General features: G+C 64.3%; 15 protein-coding genes. 4 read left to right on the top strand and 11 right to left on the bottom strand.

Going from position 1 to position 17,089, the window contains the following annotated elements; genetic code table 11:
* Window positions 1-29: 29 nt before the first annotated feature.
* The 5 genes from otsA to QTL95_RS15740 all read right to left on the bottom strand — a co-directional run bounded on the left by otsA (window position 30) and on the right by QTL95_RS15740 (window position 5,885).
* Complete coding sequence (gene otsA / locus QTL95_RS15760; RefSeq protein WP_289720899.1) at window positions 30-1,403, bottom strand: alpha,alpha-trehalose-phosphate synthase (UDP-forming); 1,374 nt, start codon at window positions 1,401-1,403, stop codon at window positions 30-32.
* Between the two features lie 39 nt (window positions 1,404-1,442).
* Entirely contained in the window at window positions 1,443-2,240 is a 798-nt protein-coding gene (gene otsB / locus QTL95_RS15755; RefSeq protein ID WP_289720898.1) for a trehalose-phosphatase, read from the bottom strand.
* Between the two features lie 102 nt (window positions 2,241-2,342).
* Window positions 2,343-3,839, bottom strand: a complete 1,497-nt coding sequence (locus QTL95_RS15750) for a S10 family peptidase (RefSeq protein ID WP_289720897.1) — start codon at window positions 3,837-3,839, stop codon at window positions 2,343-2,345.
* A 79-nt stretch (window positions 3,840-3,918) separates the two neighbouring features.
* Window positions 3,919-5,211 carry a CynX/NimT family MFS transporter gene (locus QTL95_RS15745; protein WP_289720896.1) on the bottom strand — a complete coding sequence of 431 codons (1,293 nt, stop codon included), beginning with the start codon at window positions 5,209-5,211 and terminating at the stop codon, window positions 3,919-3,921.
* The gene (locus tag QTL95_RS15740) at window positions 5,208-5,885 is read right to left on the bottom strand and encodes a FadR/GntR family transcriptional regulator (RefSeq protein ID WP_289720895.1); all 678 of its coding nucleotides are present in this window, start codon (window positions 5,883-5,885) and stop codon (window positions 5,208-5,210) included. Before QTL95_RS15740 ends, QTL95_RS15745 begins: the two co-directional genes overlap by 4 nt.
* Before the next feature lie 826 nt (window positions 5,886-6,711).
* Here QTL95_RS15740 and QTL95_RS15735 point away from each other — a divergent pair.
* Entirely contained in the window at window positions 6,712-7,521 is an 810-nt protein-coding gene (locus tag QTL95_RS15735; protein WP_289720894.1) for a class II glutamine amidotransferase, read from the top strand.
* Here the strand turns inward: QTL95_RS15735 and coaBC are convergent.
* The 3 genes from coaBC to QTL95_RS15720 all read right to left on the bottom strand — a co-directional run bounded on the left by coaBC (window position 7,508) and on the right by QTL95_RS15720 (window position 10,529).
* Complete coding sequence (gene coaBC / locus QTL95_RS15730; protein WP_289720893.1) at window positions 7,508-8,719, bottom strand: bifunctional phosphopantothenoylcysteine decarboxylase/phosphopantothenate--cysteine ligase CoaBC; 1,212 nt, start codon at window positions 8,717-8,719, stop codon at window positions 7,508-7,510. The genes QTL95_RS15735 and coaBC overlap by 14 nt on opposite strands.
* A gap of 167 nt (window positions 8,720-8,886) precedes the next feature.
* A complete protein-coding gene (locus tag QTL95_RS15725) occupies window positions 8,887-9,636 on the bottom strand; it encodes an SDR family oxidoreductase (protein WP_289720892.1) in 750 nt (249 codons plus the stop codon).
* A gap of 128 nt (window positions 9,637-9,764) precedes the next feature.
* Window positions 9,765-10,529, bottom strand: a complete 765-nt coding sequence (locus tag QTL95_RS15720; protein ID WP_289720891.1) for an SDR family oxidoreductase — start codon at window positions 10,527-10,529, stop codon at window positions 9,765-9,767.
* 124 nt (window positions 10,530-10,653) lie between these two features.
* On the opposite strand from QTL95_RS15720, the gene QTL95_RS15715 reads away from it, so the two are divergent.
* The gene (locus tag QTL95_RS15715; RefSeq protein WP_289720890.1) at window positions 10,654-11,559 is read left to right on the top strand and encodes a LysR family transcriptional regulator; all 906 of its coding nucleotides are present in this window, start codon (window positions 10,654-10,656) and stop codon (window positions 11,557-11,559) included.
* A 4-nt stretch (window positions 11,560-11,563) separates the two neighbouring features.
* On the opposite strand, the gene QTL95_RS15710 is transcribed toward QTL95_RS15715, so the two are convergent.
* The gene (locus tag QTL95_RS15710; protein WP_289720889.1) at window positions 11,564-12,436 is read right to left on the bottom strand and encodes a LysR family transcriptional regulator; all 873 of its coding nucleotides are present in this window, start codon (window positions 12,434-12,436) and stop codon (window positions 11,564-11,566) included.
* 95 nt (window positions 12,437-12,531) lie between these two features.
* Here QTL95_RS15710 and QTL95_RS15705 point away from each other — a divergent pair, with 95 nt between their 5' ends.
* Window positions 12,532-13,830, top strand: a complete 1,299-nt coding sequence (locus QTL95_RS15705) for an MFS transporter (protein ID WP_289720888.1) — start codon at window positions 12,532-12,534, stop codon at window positions 13,828-13,830.
* A 1-nt stretch (window position 13,831) separates the two neighbouring features.
* Here QTL95_RS15705 and QTL95_RS15700 read toward each other — a convergent pair whose 3' ends face one another.
* Window positions 13,832-14,710: a DMT family transporter gene (locus QTL95_RS15700; RefSeq protein ID WP_289720887.1), complete on the bottom strand. Its 879-nt coding sequence runs from the start codon at window positions 14,708-14,710 to the stop codon at window positions 13,832-13,834.
* A gap of 206 nt (window positions 14,711-14,916) precedes the next feature.
* On the opposite strand from QTL95_RS15700, the gene QTL95_RS15695 reads away from it, so the two are divergent.
* Complete coding sequence (locus QTL95_RS15695; protein WP_289720886.1) at window positions 14,917-15,303, top strand: ester cyclase; 387 nt, start codon at window positions 14,917-14,919, stop codon at window positions 15,301-15,303.
* 24 nt (window positions 15,304-15,327) lie between these two features.
* Here QTL95_RS15695 and QTL95_RS15690 read toward each other — a convergent pair whose 3' ends face one another.
* Window positions 15,328-16,989: a urocanate hydratase gene (locus tag QTL95_RS15690; RefSeq protein WP_289720885.1), complete on the bottom strand. Its 1,662-nt coding sequence runs from the start codon at window positions 16,987-16,989 to the stop codon at window positions 15,328-15,330.
* Window positions 16,990-17,089 lie beyond the last annotated feature (100 nt).

Here is a 17,089-nt window from a genome sequence, read left to right as displayed (position 1 = left end):
TGTTCAACCTATTATTTGCGACGGCCGTTTCAGGCGGCCTTCAGATCCTGCAGGAAGTCGTCGCACCACTGCGATACGTCGTGGACAAGGAGGTAGTCCATCATCCTGCGCCAGCGCTCCTGGCGCTCCTCGAGCGGCATGTTGAGTGCCCGTGCAATCGCATTGGCCGTGCCCTCTATATCGTAGGGATTGACCAGCAGCGCCCCCTTCAGTTCGCGGGCGGCGCCGGCGAAGCGCGACAGCACCAGAACGCCGGGATCTTCGGGGTCCTGGGCGGCGACATATTCCTTGGCAACCAGGTTCATCCCATCCCTGAGTGGCGTCACCAGCCCGACCTTGGCGAGCCGGTAGAGGCCGGCGAGGATCGGCCGGCTCAGCGACCGGTTGATGTAGCGGATCGGCACCCAGTCAACGGTTCCGAGCGCGCCGTTGACGCGACCGGCCTGCTCGGCCACCGTGCGCTGCATCTGTTCGTATTCCGGCACCTCCGAGCGGGATTTCGGCGTCACCTGCAGATAGGTGACGTTGCTTTGATGCGCGGGATTGGTCTTCACGAAGCGTTCGAAGGCGTCGATGCGCTGCGTCAGCCCCTTGGAATAGTCGAGACGGTCGACGCCGATGATCAGTTCGCGCCCCTCGATGCTCTGGCGCGCCTTGTGCACCATGGCGTGGCTGACCGCCTTGCGCGCGAACTCCGCGAAGGCCTCGGTCTCGATGCCGATGCCGTAGGCACCGCCCTTGAAGACCTTGTCGCCGGCGGTGAACTTGCCGTCGCCGATCGCATCACCCATCTCCTCGCGCCGCAGGCAGCCGGCGAAGTTTTCAAGGTCGTAATCGGTCTGGAAGCCGACGAGGTCGTAAGCGGCAAGCCCGCGCATGATCTCCTCGTGAACAGGCATGGTGGCCAGCACGTCGGCAGGCGGCCAGGGAATATGGTGGAAGAAGCCGATCCTGTTCTTGATGCCCATCTGCCTCAGCTCCGCGGCAAGCGGGATCAGATGGTAGTCGTGGATCCAGATCGTGTCGTCGGGCTCCAGCAGCGGCGCCAGGCGGTGCGCGAAGAAGCGGTTGACGCGGAAATAGCCGGCCATCTCCTTGCGGCCATATTCCGCGAGGTCGAGGCGGTAGTGACAGATCGGCCAGAGCACGCGGTTCGCGAAGCCGAAATAATATTCCTCCACGTCCTTTTCTGTCAGGTCCGTCAGGGCATAGGTGATCTTGCCGTCTTCCTGCAGCGACAATTGTCCCGGCTCGTTTTCGCCGCTCGAATTCCCGGACCAGCCCATCCAGATGCCTCCACGCTTCTGCAACGCGGCTTCAAGCGCAACGGCAAGTCCTCCCGCTGCCGCTCCGCCTTTTTTCGCGGCAGGCACGCGATTGGATACGATGACAAGTCGACTCACGGAAATTCCTTTCATTATGGCGGGCACGTAATGCGTGGATCAAACGGCGAGCCGCGCGATCAGTTCCCGCAGGGCCGAAGCGGCCGGTAAAATCATCGAGGCTTCAGTTTCCTGATGCGGCTGGCCGACCCGGATCGAATGGCCTCCGCGTTGGTTGGCGACGCGAAACATCGCCTCGTCGGTCACGTCGTCGCCGATGGTGATCGGGCGCCGGCCGGAAAAGGGGGGCCTTGCAAGAAAGGCTTCGACAGCTCGGCCCTTGTCGGCGCTGGCCGGGCGGATTTCGAGCACCATCTTGCCGCGCTGCAGGGTCCAGTTCGGCCCGGCGGCCGCGAGAAACGCCTGCATCACCGGCTCGAGTTCCGTCTGCTTCTCTGGTGCAAGGCGATAATGCGCGGCAACCGCCGCGCCCTTGTCCTCGATCAGGACGCCCACAAGATCCTTCGTCGCATCGCGCAGGTCGCGCTTCAGTTGCTCGAAAGCCGGCGTCGCCTCGGCCCGGGTGATGTCGCCGCCGGGCCAACGCAGCTCCGCGCCATGCAGCCCGGCAATGGGAAAGGGGAAGGGCGCGAAAAGCGCGCTGGCGTATTCGAGCCCGCGTCCCGTCACCAACGCCAGCGCGCCGCCGAGCTTTTGCGACAGCGCATCGAGTTCCGCGGGCAGCGAAGGCGGCACGACGATCGCGTCGGGCACCTCGGCGAGATCGAGCAGGGTTCCATCGATGTCTAGAAAGAGCGCGTAGTCATCGGGATGGTCGCGGAGGGCTGAAAGCAACTGCGATTCCCCCGGAACCGGCAGCGGTTTCGGGGTGGGTACTGGCTGATCTGTGTATGACATGTCGCTATAACTATGGCGCGGCCAGCCGGCGGCAACCCCAATTGCCGCTCTAAATGGTGCAGCGCAAGATCAAGGCAACCGCCGCGTGCCCGCATAACGCCTTCAATCGGCGGGCGATGCGCCCGGCCGCGCGGCGTAGAATGTCTTGACGTCGGCCGTAAAGGCGGCGCGCTGGTCCGCCCGCGTGTAGAACATGTGGCCGCCGCGGTAGACGTTGAGTGCCACGCGATCACCAGCAAGCGAAGCCGGCAGGTGATCGACCACGTAGCGGCTGACGCCATAGGGCGTGACCATGTCGCTATAGCCATGGGCGATCAGCAGGTGGAACTTCGGATTGGACGCCAGCAGCTGCCTGATATCGTCGGTCACGCTCGCCTGCAGGCGCCCGCCGCCGCTCCGGCCGCCCCACTCCCATTTCCGGTTGATGTCGCTGTCGAGCAGCGAATAGGTCATATCCGTCTTGAAACCGAGTTCGTTGCGCGCGTAGCTGGCGAAGGCGCCGCCATAGGCTCGCGTGAAGCCGTCGAGGATGGCGTCATCGCTGCGGTCGTAGGCCGCCTCGGGATAGGGGTCTGGCGTCGCGAAGGCGGCGTCATAGGGGCTCATCACCTGTCCTCCGGCCTGTTTGGAGAAGGCGCCGCCGAGGAAACCGCGATTTCTCTCGACGAGGTCGATCGAGATGCCCGTCATCGTGGCGAGCTTGCCATAGAAAGCTTTCGCCGTATCCCCTGTCGGTGCCGGCCCGGCAAGCGTCGTCAGGTAATCGCCGAGCGCGAACCTTTCCGCATCCCGCTGCTTGCCCTCGTCGAAGGCGTTGTGCCGGTCCATTTCGGCGGCGGCAAGCGAGGGGAGTTCCAGTGCGGCGCCCAGCGCGAACTGGTCGGCATTGAACATCAGCTGCCCCTCCAGCAGCGGCGATAGCATGATCGCGCCTGATATGATGATCCCCTGGCTGTCCTTCAGCGCGCCGGCGACCTTTGCGGCGCGGAACCCGCCATAGCTTTCGCCGAGCAGGTATTTCGGCGCGCCGGCACGGTCGTTGTGGGCGACATAGAGCGCGATTGCCTTGGCGATGCTCTCCGCATCGGCGCCGACGCTGTAATATTTGCCGGCGTCGTCGGGCTTCGCGGTGCGGCTCCAGCCGGTGCCGATCGGGTCGATGAGAACGAGATCGGTAAAGTCGAGCCAGCTCTGCTCGTTATCGACGAGCTTCGCGTCCGCGCCGTCATCGCCCTTGGGGCCGAAATCGAGGATGCGTGGGCCGACGAGGCCGAGATGCAGAAAGGCAGAGGCGGCACCCGGGCCGCCGTTGAAGGCAAAGGTCAGCGGCCGATCCGGCCCGCCGTCCTTCTTCACATAGGCGGTGTAGAACATCGCGCCGGTCTGCGCCCCGTCCGGCCCGAAGAGATCGAGCGTGCCGGCGGTGGCAGTGAAACCGATCTTCTTGCCGCCTAATGTCATTTCGTGGTCGGTGACGGAATCGCCAGGCAGCAGCTTCAGCACGCCTTCTCGGACCGGAGGAGCACTGTCTTGCGCCTGAGAAACATTCGGCGCGACGAGCGCAAGCGCCATCAACAGAGCGAGGGATCGTAACCGCAATGCTTTTCCTCCGGCTGTGCATTCGTTGCGCGAGCCTAGCATCGGAACCGCAAGAGGAGCGATCAAGAGATGGTGAGGCTCAGCCCTTCTTCTCGATCGTGCGCGCATTGACATGCAGCGCCCGGCCGGCGCTCCAGCCGTTGATCGCAGCACCGAGGCCGAGTGCCACGAAGAGCACGGCACACCAGGCAAAGTTTCCCGTCCAGCTGCGGATCAGCCCCACAACCAGCGGGCCGATTGCGGCCAGAAGGTAGCCCACGCATTGCGCCATTCCCGAAAGATGTGCCGCGACATGCGGGTCGCGTGACCGGAGCACGATCGTCGTCATTGCAACCGCAATCAGCCCTCCCTGGCCGATCCCTTGCAGCACCGCCCAGATCCAGACGGTCGAGAGCGGCGCGAAGAGCAGCCCGAGCAGGGCAATGACGGCGAGGCCGCAGAGCGAGGAATTGATCAGCCGCTGGTCCTTGCCCCTGACCGCGATCTGCGGCGCCACCAGGCAGGCGGCGGCCTGCACCATGACCGATACCGAGACGATCGCGCCCGCCGTGACGCCATCCATCCCGCGTTCACGCAGGATCGGCACCAGCCACCCGAAGACGCAATAGGCAAGCGCCGACTGCAGCCCCATGAACAGCGTCACCTGCCAGGCAAGCCGATCGCGCCAGAGACCCTCGACGGAAAAGCCGCTGCGCTTGACCTGCGTCTTGGTTGCCAGGACCTGCGGCAGCCATATCAGCCCGACGATCAGCGCCGGCAACGCCCAGATCGCCAGCGCCCCCGGCATCGAGCCGCCAAGCGCGCGTTCGATCGGCAGCGTGAAGCCGGCCGCACTCGCGGCACCCGCGCAGAGCGCCATGGTGTAGAAGCCGGTCATCAGCGCGGCGCGATCGGCGAAGTCGCGCTTGACCAGACCCGGGAGCAGAACGTTTCCGACCGCGATGCAGGCGCCGGCGAGGGCGGTACCGAGAAACAGCAGCGGCAGCGAGGACAGCCCACGCAGGGCGGTACCGAGCGCGAGCAGGAACAGCACGCCGAGAAGCGTATGCTCCGCCCCGATGCGCTGCGCCAGCCGTGGCGCAAGCGGCGAGAATGCGCCCAGGCAGACGACCGGCAATGTCGTCAGCAGGCTGGCGCCGAAAGCGGAAAGGCCAAGCTCGCTGCGGATTTCCGGCAGGAGCGTCGAGGCGCTGGAAAAGACGGGGCGGAGGTTGAAGGCAATCAGCACCAGGCTGGCGCCAAGCAGGATGCGCGCGGCGGTACTGCCGCCGGGGCTTGGCTGCGGCGCCGGCAGGCTGTCGGCCTCGGCATCGATCAACTGCTCGTCGGCCAGCGTATAGGCAGACGCGGATGTGTTTAGGGAAGCGGTCATGAAAGGATCATTCTATCGAGGGCACTGATAACGGGAGCCATGAAACGGCGAACGGCCGCGTCGGCCTGCTGGGGGTCGCCGCTTGCGATGGCATCGATGATGGCGGCATGCGCCTGCATGTCGGGTTCGGGCACTTCCTCGCCGAGCGTCGCCTCGATCGTCTCGGCGATCGTGGAGGAAAAGAAATCGTATATCTCGATCATCGCGCGGTTGGCGGACGCGGCAATGACCGCCTTGTGAAAGGCAAGGTCGCGGGCAATGAAGCCCGACTTGTCGCCGCCGGCATAGTTGCCTCGCGCCGCGAGCAGCTCTCGCAGCCCGGCGATGATCTCCGGCGTCTGCCGTGTAGCGGCAAGTCGCGCCGCTTCGACATCGAGCGCACAGCGCGCCTGAAACTGGTCGCGCAGGCTGGCGCGCCGCGCCATGGTTAGCGGCGTGGAGGCGTCGGTCGTGGAAAGCACATAGGTGCCTGAGCCTTGGCGGGTCTCCAGCAGTCCCTGCGAAACCAGCGCGCGCACGGCTTCGCGAATGGTGCCGCGGCTGACGGAGAGCATCGATGACAGCTCCGCCTCGTTCGGCAGCTTCTCGCCAACGGCCCAGCGCTTGCCGAGGATTTCGCCGCGGATGGCTTCGATCGCGGTATCGGCGAGGTTTGTTCGACTGATCGGTTTCACCGGCATATTCACCAAGTCATCTGATGACTTGGTGAATATGCCGAATGCGCATCTGCGTCAATCTTGAAGTACGAAAATGAAAAGGGCCGCCCGAGGCGACCCTTAACTGAGTTTTGGCCAGTAACCGGCCGGACCGCTTCAAGGCGATCCCAGGAAGGCGGGTTTTAGAGCGAGGGCTGCCTCGCCTTCATCACCACTTCCAAGCCCGTTACGAGGTCCGAAATCTCATTAGACATTGGATCACCTTCCTTTCGTTCTGTTGTCGATAAAGAAAAGGTAAGATGATTTCCGCCGGATGCAAGGCCTAATTCGGCATCTGTGGAATTTACAACTCTCGCGTGATATCGGTGAGGCCGTGGGAAGGGAAAGCAACGTCCGCCGCGCCAGCCGGCGGGATCGGGGAAGATGGGCAACCCCGACCGCGGCGATCGGCCTCGCCGTCCCACAGGGAGGTGAGCTATGTGGTTTCCACTTGGCATCACGCTTAGAGTAAGAAAAACCCGGACCAGCTGGACGCTAGAGGTCCGGGTTAACTTCTTTACCTAAGCAAATGGGAGGCAGGCATCAACCTGCCTCCTACTCCTGAAATATAAGCCATTCCCGCATTTCCATCAAGACGGTCGTCCGGCAGGCATTTTTGCGACGCTATCGTCTCGGAACAACTCGTCCCGTTCACGCAAGTTGATCGGCGCAACACCGGAAAAAGGTCATCTTCCGCTTGCAAGCGCTAATGCTGTTTCGTTTTTGTTAACCATCCGATTCGACAATCGTCGGTGCGTTCAAAGCATTATCCCGCTTCCGATCGCGGGTGCGGAGTGAAGAGAGCATGTGTCGCTGGGCAGCCTATCGCGGAAAACCCCTCTACCTTGAGGAGCTGGTATCCTCGCCCGCGCACTCCCTGATCGAACAATCCCACTGCGCCACCCGCGCCAAGACTGCCACCAATGGCGATGGTTTCGGCGTCGCCTGGTATGGCGATCACCCCGAGCCCGGCCGTTATCGCGATACGCTCCCCGCCTGGTCGGATTGCAATCTGAAAAGCATCGCGCGACAGATCAGCTCGCCACTGTTTCTCGCCCATGTCCGCGCGGCCACCGGCGGAGGCACGCGGCGTGACAATTGTCATCCCTTCGTTTTCGCCAACTGGTCGTTCATGCACAACGGCCAGATCGCAGGTTTCGAGCGCTTGCGCCGGCCGATGGAGGCGATGCTCGATGACGACCTCTTCGACGCGCGCGGCGGCACGACCGATTCCGAACTCATGTTCCTGCTCGCCCTGCAGTTCGGCCTGCGCCGGACCCCGATCGCGGCCATGGCGGAGATGATCCGTTTCGTTGAAGGCCTGTCGGAGAACATTCTCGGTTCCGCGCTGGTGCGCTATACGGCCGCTTTCTCCGACGGCAAGTCGCTCTACGCCATCCGCTACGCGACGGATCGCAAGGCGCCGACGCTTTACGCCTCGCCGATGGGCAAGGGCCACTGCCTCGTCTCCGAGCCACTCAACGACGACGTTGATGCCTGGGCGGAGATTCCCGATGGCAGCGCGGTCACGCTGAGCGACAGCGGCCTTGAGGTCATGCCATTCCAGCCAATGGCATCGGTAGCAAAGGTTGAGCCGGTCGCTATCCCTGCCTGAGCCGTACGGCGATCAGTTCCGCCAGCTTGGCGGCGACGTCGTCCTTGGCCATGTCGGGCCACTGTTCGATCCCGCCACGGCTGACGATCTTCACGCGATTGCGTGCACCGCCCATGATGCCCGTCGAAGGCGAGACGTCGTTGGCGACGATCATGTCGGCGCCCTTGCGTTCCAATTTTGCCTTGGCGTTGCTGTCAACGTCCTGGGTTTCTGCCGCGAAGCCGATCACCAGCTTCGGACGCATCGTGTGATGACCGATGGTCTTCAGTATGTCGGGGTTTTCGGTCAATGCCAGCGTCGGAATGGACTCTCCCGGATGCTTCTTGATCTTCTGGTCGGAGGCCGAGGCGACGCGCCAGTCGGCGACGGCCGCGACCATCACCGCGATGTCGGCGGGAAGTGCGGTGAGCACCGCGTCGCGCATCTCTTCCGCACGCTCGACATGAATGGTCCTGACGCCGGTAGGATCGGCGATCGTCACCGGCCCCGAGACCAGCGTCACATCGGCGCCGAGCCTTGCCAGTGCCGCCGCGATGGCGTGCCCCTGCCGGCCGGAGGAGCGGTTGGCGATATAGCGAACCGGATCGATCGGCTCATGCGTCGGGCCCGAGGTCACGATCGCCTTGCGACCGGCGAGCGGCTTGGGGCTGGTGTCGAGGAGTACTTCCGCGGCCGCCACGATCTCCAGCGGCTCGGCCATGCGGCCGACACCAGCTTCCCGGCTTTCCGCCATTTCGCCCGCCATCGGTCCGACGAAACGGATGCCGTCGGCTCGAAGCGTTGCGACATTCCTCTTGGTGGCCGCGTGGTTCCACATATGCGGGTTCATGGCGGGCGCGATCAGTACCGGCTTGTCGGTGGCAAGCAGCACCGTCGAAGCCAGATCGTCGGCAAGCCCGTTCGCCATTTTCGCCATCAGGTCCGCAGTGGCAGGCGCGACCAGCACGAGATCACAGTCGCGCGCCAGGCGGATATGGCCGACATCCTGCTCGTCCTGGCGCGAGAAGAGATCGGTGAAGACGTGATCGGCGGAGAGCGCGCCGACGGCGAGTGGCGTCACGAACTCCTGCGCACCCGACGTCATCACCGGCCGCACCGAAGCACCGCGCTCGCGCAGTCGCCGGATCAGGTCCAGGCTCTTATAGGCCGCGATGCCGCCCGAGATGATGAGGAGGATGCGTTTGCCGCTGAAAACCATGACGCCTGTCCGTCGTGTAAATGACCGAGAAAGACCCTAAGCCTTTGGCGAATAATAAGCAATCGGCTCATCCATATAGCGCGCCCCTGAGGTTTGGCCACCCCGCTTCCGACGCGACTGTGCGGCGAAGGCATGAAGCCGTCGCCGCACATAATACTCTGCTTTCTTCAGAGATTGCTCATCCCGCCATCGATCACCAGCTCGCTGCCGACAATGTAAGCCGCCTCGTCCGAGGCGAGGAAGATGACGGTCTTGGCGACCTCGGCGGCGTCGCCGAACCGGCCGACCGGGATCTGCGACTGGATGTGTTCGGCCATCGCCTTCGAATCCGCTTCCGATGCGCCGAGCTTGCTGTAGAGCGGCGTGGCGATCGGCCCGGGGCTGACGGCGTTGACGCGGATGCCGCGGCCGATCAGTTCGCCAGACAGCGTCTTGGCGAGCGTCAAGAGCGCGCCCTTGGTCAGCGAATAGACGCTGGAGTTCGGCATGCCGATATGCGCGTTGATCGAGGTGTTGAGCACGATCGCGGCCTGCTTGGAGAAGATCGGCAGCAGCGCCTGGATCAGGAAGAACGGGCCCTTGACGTTGATCGCGATCGACTTGTCGAAGGCGGCTTCGCTCCATTGTTCGAGCGGGCCGAATTCCGCCACGCCGGCATTGACGAAGAGAATGTCGAGATGGCCGAAGGCATCTTTTATGGCTTCTGCGACGACCTGCTGCCCGGCGACATTGCCGGCATCGGCCTGGATGACGAGGGCCTTGTCGCCGAGTTCGGCGCGGGCGGCGGCGACACTGTTGGCGCTGCTGCCTGTGATGGCGACGCGGGCGCCTTCGGCGATGAACTGGCGGGCGGTTTCGAGGCCGATGCCGCTGGTGCCGCCAGTGATGAGGGCAGTCTTGTTCTGAAGGCGTGACATGGATGTGTGTCCTTGTAGGGCGGGTTGCTTGCCCATGATGTGTTGTTGGGGGGGCGTCGGCAGAATGCCTTGCCGTGCTGTTGCGATCACCCCCTCCGAAAGGCGAAGGTGATCGAGCAGGTATGGGATCAGGTCCGGGTGATCGAGGCACCGCCATCGACCAATGAGGCCGTGCCGGTCACGAAGCTGGAATCGTCGGAGGCGAGGTAGAGCACCGAGCGGGCCAGTTCATCCGGCGTTGCCACGCGCTTCAGCGCATGCAGGTTGGTGATGAAGCCCTGCTTGTCCGGCGTATCGTTCATTTCGCGGTACATGTCGGTGTCGACGGCGCCCGGCAGGACCGCGTTGACGCGGATATTCTGCGGGCCGTATTCGGCGGCCAGCGCCTGCGTTAGGCCAATCAGCCCTGCCTTGCTGGCGGCATAGGCTGCCACACCCGGGAAGGCGAAGCTGTAGCCGACGAAGGTCGAGGTGAAGATCACCGAGCCGCCGCCGTTCTGTTCCATCTGGCCGATCTGGTGCTTGGCGGCAAGGAAGGAGGCCGTCAGGTTGATGGTCACGGCTTCGGTGAATCCGGCTTCGGAAACGCCGGTGCTCGGGCCGGCCTCGCCGAGGATGCCGGCATTGTTGAAGGCGATGTCGAGCTTGCCGTAGCGTTCGACTGATGTGGCGACCAGCGCCTTGTGATAGTCTTCCGAGCGTACGTCGCCGGCTACGGCAACCGCGTCTCCACCGGCAGCCTTGATTTCCTCGACCAGGCTGTCGAGCTCGGCCTGGCGGCGGGCGCCGACCACGACCTTGGCGCCTTCTGATGCAAAGAGCTTGGCTGTTGCGCGGCCGATGCCGGCGCTGGCGCCGGTGACGATGGCGACTTTTCCATTCAAGCGGTTCATTCTTCCATCTCCTTTTTGGGGTGGGGCAGCGTTTGCCGCCCCGTTCGATGAGTGGAAGATGGCATTTTCCTTTCGTTCGGATTAGTCTCCAGATAACGGAACTCGAATTCGGAAATGCCGAACGATGATCAGGATCGAGGGAATAACGGCATTCGTGTCGGTGGTGGAGTCAGGCTCGGTCAGCGAGGCGGCGCGACGGCTTCGCCTGTCGAAATCCGTGGTCAGTGAGCGATTGGCCGAGCTGGAGCGTTCGCTGGGCGGCGTGCTCCTGCATCGCACCACCCGCAAGCTGACGCTGACGGAAGACGGCGCCGCCTTTCTGGAGCGCGCCTCGCGCATCGTCCAGGAGATCGGGGAGGCCGCGGCCGAAATGGCCGAGCGGCGCGGCACGCTGTCGGGCCCGCTCAGGATCGCCGCACCCGTCACCTTCGGCCGCATGCATCTCGGCCCGGCGCTCTATCCCTTCCTGGCCGAACATCCCGAGATCGAACTGGTGCTCGATATCGACGATCGCCGCGTCGACGTCGCCTCGGAAGGGTATGACGCCGTCGTTCGCCACGGGCCGATCGTCGATTCCCGTTTGGTCGTCTGGAAGCTCAGCCACAGCCGCCGCCTTCTCGTCGCCGCCCCCGGCTATCTCGAGCGACACGGCACGCCGAAAACGCTCGGTGATCTCGATCGCCACAAGGGTATTTTCTACACCAATCGCGGCGTTTCCGACTGGCGGTTCCAGACGCCCGATGGCGCCATCGTCGTGCGCGCCAGCCAGGCGCTGGGTGTGAACAATGGAGACATGATCCGCGACGCGGCGGTTGCCGGTCTCGGCATTGCACTGCTGCCCACCTTCATCGCCGGTCCGGCGATCCGCGACGGGCTGCTCACCGAGATCGACGTCGGCTACAGGCCGGAAGCCGAGTTCATCTACATGGCCCATCCCGAGGGCCGCAATCCATCGGCCAAGCTGCGCGCCGTCGCCGATCATCTGCGCAAGACCTTCGGCGATCCGCCCTACTGGGATCCGGCCGGGTGAATTCTCAGATCAGGCTCATCAGATTGCCGACCACCCGCGACCGTTGCGCCTTCAGCATCGCCAGCGCCAGCCGCGCCACCAGCGGCGGTCCCTCGATCGGCCGGTAGACGGCGCCGTCGAGCTTCAGATGCGCCAGCGAGGCGGGCACGATCGACACGCCGAGATCAGCGGCGACGAGGTTGATGACGGAAGGAATTTGCGGCGCCTCCTGCGTCACGACGAGTTCGAACCCCGCATCCCGGCAACCGCGCAGGATATCGTCATAGAGGCTGAGACCAACCGTGCGCGGAAAGAGGATGAAGGGTTCACCGGCAAGCGCCAAGAGCGGCACGGTCTCCCGCGCCGCCAATGGATGATGCGCTGGCAGCGCGATCAGCATCGGCTCGTCCGGAAGGCGCTTGAGATGGACGTCTTTGGGGTCTTCAAGGCCGGGCCGGATGAAGGCGGCGTCGATTTCCTGCCGCAGCAGTTTTTCCATCAGCCCGTTGCTGTTCATCTCGGTAAGCGACAGGCTCACATCCGGCCATTGCCCGCGAAACCGGCGGATCGTGCCGCTGACGGCGGTGTTGAAGGCGGACGACGCGGTGAAGCCGAGCGCCAGCCGCCCGGTCTCGCCGCGCGTCGCGCGCTGGGCGGCAAGCTTCGCCTTCTCGGCGGAGGCAATCGCCGCCTGCGCCTCAGGCAGAAACGCCGATCCCGCTTCCGTCAGCTCCGCGCCATGCGGCACGCGGTGAAACAGCGCCGCGCCGATCTCGTTTTCGAGGTCGCGGATCTGCTGGCTGAGCGGTGGCTGGCCGATGCCGAGCTTGGCGGCGGCGCGGGTGAAATTCCGTTCCTCGGCCACGGCAAGGAAATAGCGGATATGGCGAAGCTCCATCGGTATCTCCTAAACCTATCAAGAATGCCAGTTTCATATATTGGACAAATAACGATGACTTGGCTAGATCAAAGGGCGTGAAAGGTTGGTCCCCAATGCCACGCGCCGCAGACAAGCAGTCCATCCCGTCGGAAATTCCCTCCCGTCCCCATCTCACCGTCATCGAGAATGTCGCCCCCCAGCAGCAGGGAAGCGAAGCGCAGGAAAAGCAGTTCCTCCTGCGCGGCACTCTGGCCTACAGGCGCGCCAGCATCGCGCTGTTCCTCTCGGGCTTCGCCACCTTTTCGCTGCTCTATTGCGTCCAGCCGCTGATGCCCATCTTCGCCAGCGATTTCGGCATCAGTCCTGCGGCAAGCTCACTCTCCCTGTCACTGTCGACGGGCCTCCTCGCCTTCGCCATCTTCTGCGCCGCCGCCGTCTCCGAAAGCTTCCGCCGCCGTAGCCTTATGTTCGCCTCGCTGCTGGGCGCGGCCTTGTGCACGATCGCCTGCGCGCTGGTCCCAAGCTGGCATGCGCTCCTGGTCATTCGCGCGCTTGAGGGTCTGCTGCTCGGCGGCGTTCCCGCCGTCGCCATGGCCTACTTGTCGGAAGAGATGGACCCGCGTGGTCTCGGCGCGGCCATGGGTCTCTATATCGCCGGCAATGCCTTCGGCGGCATGGCCGGGCGCGTCGTCACCGGCACGCTGGCCGAATTCTTCTCCTGGCGCATCGCGCTCGGCACGCTGGGCGCAATCGGCCTTGCGGCTGCCATCGGCTTCTTCCTGCTGTTGCCCGCCTCGCGCAATTTCACGCCGCGCAAGGGCTTCAACGCCCGTTTCCACCTCGGCGCCTGGGCCGGCCATATCAGGAGCCCGGCGCTGCCCTTCCTGTTCGCCATCGGCTTCCTCGCCATGGGCACATTCGTCACGGTCTATAACTATATCGGCTTCCGCCTCGTCGAGGCCCCGTATAATCTGAACCAGACCGAGCTCGGCCTGATCTTCACGGTCTACATCTTCGGCATCGCCGCATCCTGGATCGCCGGCCTGCTCGGAGACCGCTTCGGCCACTTCGTCGTGCTCCCTGCCGGCATCGCGCTGTCGGCGATCGGCGTGGCGCTGACGCTCTCCGCCTCGCTGCCGCTCATCATTTTGGGCATCGTGCTCCTGACCTCGGGCTTCTTCGTCGCCCACTCCGTGGCCAGCGCGCTGGTCGGCCGGCTGGCCAAGGGCACCAAGGGCCACGCCTCGTCGCTCTATCTCTTGTCCTATTACATCGGCTCCAGCGTCGCCGGTTCCGTCGGCGGCTATTTCTGGGGCGCCGATGGCTGGAACGCGGTCGTTATCTTCACGCTGACACTCTTGGCGGTCGGCATGGTCGCGGCGCTGGCCGCGGCAAGGCTGTCGCGGCGCTAGGCTAGACGCTCTTCAGCGTACGCCGAGGTTCCCTCGGCCCGCGCAGGCCGCTCCATAGATACCAGGCCACCGCCACGAGAATGATCGCCGCGCCCGCAATGGTCGCGGTGCTCGGCGTTTCGGAGAAGGCAAGCCACACCCACAGCGGCCCGAGCACGACGTCGAGCAGGCCGATCAGTCCGGCTTCGCCAGAGGGAATGTAGCGGCCGCCGGTCATGAACAGCAGATAGGCGATCCCCGAGGTGGTGGAACCGAAGGCGGCAAGGATCAGGATTTCGGAGAGGCTCGGCAGCGTGTGCGACATCAAGGGCAGACAGAGCAGCACGCAGAAGCCGGCGCCCAGCGCATTGACGGGTGCCAGCCGCAGCGCCGGATAACGCCGCGCCGCCACCAGCAGAACGCTGAACGTCACCGTCATCAGGAAAGCCAGCGCATTGCCTGCCACGTCCTCCGGTCGCGCCCCGAAGCCGGCGACGATCAGGACGCCGACAAAGGCGATCAGGCTGGCGATCAGCACCCGCTGGCTGATCGCCTCCTTCAGCCACACATAGGAGATTCCCGCGGCGACGAAGGGAACGGTGGCATAGATCGCCAGAACATTCGCCACCGTCGTCAGCTTCAGCGCGCCGACATAGCCATACATCGATATCGCCGCCATCAGCCCGAACAGCGGATAGAAATAGAACGGCACCCGGCCGGGCACGGCGCTGATCCGCTGCTTGGCGAAAACGATGATCGCAAGCGTCAGCCCGCCGAACAGCGAGCGCCAGCCGAGCACGGTCCAGATATCGAGATCCAGCCCGCGCACGAAGAGCCCCGCAGTGCTCCAGATGATCGTCGCGATGAAGACGAGAAGCATGCCGTAGGTGCGAGGCTGCATGAGGGGTCCATTCGGTGACGGTCGGTATCGACCGTGATTCGATATCTATCAGATATGAGAGGTTCAGGACCCATCCGGCTGCGCCATGTCATGGCGCGGTTTCATCGGCCATGCTGAAGCGCGAACAAGAGGGCAGGGCGCCCGGCTTGCCGCCGCGTCGGGGCTCGCTAGATAATCCTGCAATCCCTTCAACGCACCGGGCAGCCATGTCGACATCCACACTCGCCGAGATCTACCGAGGCTATATCGACTGCCTGAACAAGCAGGACTGGCCGAGCCTTGGCCGCTTCGTCGATGACAACGTCAGCTACAATGGTCAGCGTGTCGGGCTATCGGGCTATCGCGACATGCTCGTTCGAGATTTCGAGGCGATCCCGGGTCTGTCCTTCACCATCGATTTCATCGTGGCCGATGGCCCGAGATTGGGTAGCCGCCTGCTTTTCGATTGCACGCCCAAAGGCCAGCTCTTCGGTTTTCCGGTCAACGGCAGGCGCGTCGCCTTCACCGAGAACGTCTTCTACGAGTTTGCCGAAGGTAGGATCATCGCCGTATGGTCGGTCATCGACAAGGCCGCCATCGAGGCGCAGCTCTAGCCGCCGATGTCGCGGCCTGCCCGCTCACCCCAGCCGTATATACGGCACGTCCTTCTTCGTCACCTCGTCCAGCGCCTCCTCGTAGCCGGCGTCGGCGTAGCGCATGACGCCGAGCGCGGTGTCGTTGGTCAGCGCGTGGTTCAGCCGTTCGTCGGCATCGTCGGTGCCGTCGGCGACCACGGTCACGCCGCAGCTCGTCATGTAGCCGGCATAGCCGCCGCCGCCGGAGTGAACGACCACGAGATCGGCCATTGATGAGCAGAGCATCATCGCATCGATCAGCGGCCAGTCGGCGATGGCGTCCGAGCCGTCCTTCATCCGCTCGGTCATGATGTTGGGATGCGCCATGGCGCCGGCGTCGAGGTGGTCGCGCGAGAAGGCGACCGGGCCCTTGAGCTCGCCGCTTGCCACGAGCTCGTTGACGCGCCGCGCCAGATCCGTGCGCTCGCCATGCCCGAGCCAGGCGATGCGCGCCGGCAGCCCCTCGAAGGGCACATGCTCGCGCGCCAGCCGGATCCAGTTGGTGATGATCTTGTTGTCGGGAAACATCTCAAGCAGCAGGTCGTCGATGCGGGCGATATCGCTCTCGTCGCCAGAGAGCGCCATCCAGCGGAAGGGGCCGATGGCGCGGGCGAATAGCGGCCGCAGATAGGCCTCGGTGAAGATCGGAATGTCGAAGGCGTTCTGGACGCCGCCCTCCTTCGCCTGCGTGCGGATCAGGTTTCCGTTGTCGAAGACCTCGGAGCCCTTTTTCTGGAAGTCGAGCATGGCGGTCACGTGCTGGACGATCGAGGCGCGGCTCGCCGCCATCAGCTGGCCCTGGCCGTCGTCGCGCAGCGCCTTCACCTGCTCTAGGCTCATGCCCTTCGGCACATAGCCGTAGACGAGATCATGCGCCGAGGTCTGGTCGGTGACGATATCGGGCACGATGCCGCGCCGCGCGATCTCGGGATAGATTTCCGCCGCGTTGCCGACAAGGCCGACCGACAGCGCCCGCTTCTCCTTCACCGCCGCATCGATCATCTCAAGCGCCGTGTCGAGATCGGGCGCGATCTCCTGAAGATAGCCGATCGCCTGACGCTTCCTCGCCCGTTCGGCGTCGATGTCGACGCAGAGGATCGCGGCTCCCGCCATGCGCCCCGCCAGCGGCTGTGCCCCGCCCATGCCGCCAAGCCCGGCCGTCAGCACGAAGCGCCCGAGGAGATCGCCGCCGAAACGTCGTTCGGCGATCCGCATGAAGATCTCGTATGTGCCCTGGATCACACCCTGGCTGCCGATATACTGCCAGGCGCCGGCCGTCAGCCCGCCCCAGCAGATCAACTCCTTGCGCTGCAGTTCGTAGAACACCTCGGCCTTTGCCCATTGCCCGACGATATTGCAGTTCGCCATGATGACGAGCGGCGCCTTGGCGTGCGTCTTCACCAGCCCGATCGGCTTGCCAGATTGGATCAGCAGCGTCTGGTCCTCCTCCATCTCGGTCAGCGCCTTGACGATGCCCTTGTGCGCCGCCCAGTTCCGCGCCGCCTTGCCAAGCGCGGCATAGACGATGAGATTGTCGGGATCCTCGCCCACGGAGAGCACGTTTTCGAGCAACCGCAGCAACGCTTCCTGCCGCCAGCCCTTGGCGCGCAGCTCCGGTCCGCCGGGAATGGGAAATTTCGGATGACGTGGATTGGCCTTCGGCATGGTGTGGTTCCTCGCAGTGGTTTCGACTTCCCTTCGGCCCTCGGGGAGAAGGTGGCCCCGAAGGGTTCAGGTGCAACGAGTTGCACCGGGGGTGAGGGGG

Origin of the sequence: Rhizobium sp. S152 (assembly GCF_030380735.1) — a bacterium.
In the GTDB taxonomy this organism is placed as follows: domain Bacteria; phylum Pseudomonadota; class Alphaproteobacteria; order Rhizobiales; family Rhizobiaceae; genus Rhizobium.
This window is presented reverse-complemented; position numbering and strand designations above follow the sequence as displayed.

Bases quoted from the DNA above. Each gene is read 5' to 3' on its own strand.
- otsB (WP_289720898.1), bottom strand. From the start codon at position 2,240: ATGTCATACACAGATCAGCCAGTACCCACCCCGAAACCGCTGCCGGTT.
- QTL95_RS15745 (WP_289720896.1), bottom strand. From the start codon at position 5,211: ATGACCGCTTCCCTAAACACATCCGCGTCTGCCTATACGCTGGCCGAC.
- QTL95_RS15735 (WP_289720894.1), top strand. From the start codon at position 6,712: ATGTGTCGCTGGGCAGCCTATCGCGGAAAACCCCTCTACCTTGAGGAG.
- coaBC (WP_289720893.1), bottom strand. From the start codon at position 8,719: ATGGTTTTCAGCGGCAAACGCATCCTCCTCATCATCTCGGGCGGCATC.
- QTL95_RS15725 (WP_289720892.1), bottom strand. From the start codon at position 9,636: ATGTCACGCCTTCAGAACAAGACTGCCCTCATCACTGGCGGCACCAGC.
- QTL95_RS15720 (WP_289720891.1), bottom strand. From the start codon at position 10,529: ATGAACCGCTTGAATGGAAAAGTCGCCATCGTCACCGGCGCCAGCGCC.
- QTL95_RS15715 (WP_289720890.1), top strand. From the start codon at position 10,654: ATGATCAGGATCGAGGGAATAACGGCATTCGTGTCGGTGGTGGAGTCA.
- QTL95_RS15710 (WP_289720889.1), bottom strand. From the start codon at position 12,436: ATGGAGCTTCGCCATATCCGCTATTTCCTTGCCGTGGCCGAGGAACGG.
- QTL95_RS15705 (WP_289720888.1), top strand. From the start codon at position 12,532: ATGCCACGCGCCGCAGACAAGCAGTCCATCCCGTCGGAAATTCCCTCC.
- QTL95_RS15700 (WP_289720887.1), bottom strand. From the start codon at position 14,710: ATGCAGCCTCGCACCTACGGCATGCTTCTCGTCTTCATCGCGACGATC.
- QTL95_RS15695 (WP_289720886.1), top strand. From the start codon at position 14,917: ATGTCGACATCCACACTCGCCGAGATCTACCGAGGCTATATCGACTGC.
- QTL95_RS15690 (WP_289720885.1), bottom strand. From the start codon at position 16,989: ATGCCGAAGGCCAATCCACGTCATCCGAAATTTCCCATTCCCGGCGGA.